General features: G+C 59.3%; 1 protein-coding gene. It reads left to right on the forward strand.

Annotated features, from left to right (window positions below; genetic code table 11):
• The coding region (locus tag AC1QQ2_RS14970; RefSeq protein WP_479713744.1) for an oxidoreductase at positions 1-450 on the forward strand (450 nt) is incomplete at its 5' end.
• Between the last annotated feature and the right edge of the window lie 118 nt (positions 451-568).

The following is a 568-nucleotide window of genomic DNA, read 5'->3' on the forward strand; positions in this document are numbered from 1 at the left end:
GTCTTTGATGGCCCGGTCGGTTTTCGAATCTCAGCGACAGATTGGGTCGAGGGTGGTTGGACGCCCGAGGAAACAGTGGAATTTTGCAAGCGGGCGAAGGCTGCGGGAGCGGATTTTGCGCACATTTCAACCGCTGGCGTTTCGCCTCTGCAAAAAATACCGGCGGCGCCGGGCTTCCAGTTGCCGTTCGCGCAGATGGTCAGGGCGGCCACGGGCATGCCCACCATCGGTGTTGGTCTGATCACCGAGGCCAAGATGGCCGAGTCAGCGGTTGCCGACGGTTTAGTCGATGTCATCGCGGTGGCGCGTGCGGTGTTGTACAACCCGCGCTGGTTGTGGGAAGTCGCCGCGCAGTTAGGTGGTACGTTGCGCGGGAGCCCGCAGTTCATACGATCGTTGCCTTCCCATGCGCGGCATATTTTTGGTGATGTTCGAATTGGGATGCGTTGAGCGCGAAGGGGATTGCCATGGTGACCACAGACAGTGACTATTTGAACGCGCAATACAACAACCGGGCCTTGGTGCCTGACTACGCCGACTACTTTGCCAGGTGGACCATTGCCTCGGT

The organism is Aestuarium sp. (assembly GCF_023253315.1).
Classification (GTDB): domain Bacteria; phylum Pseudomonadota; class Alphaproteobacteria; order Rhodobacterales; family Rhodobacteraceae; genus Marivivens; species Marivivens donghaensis.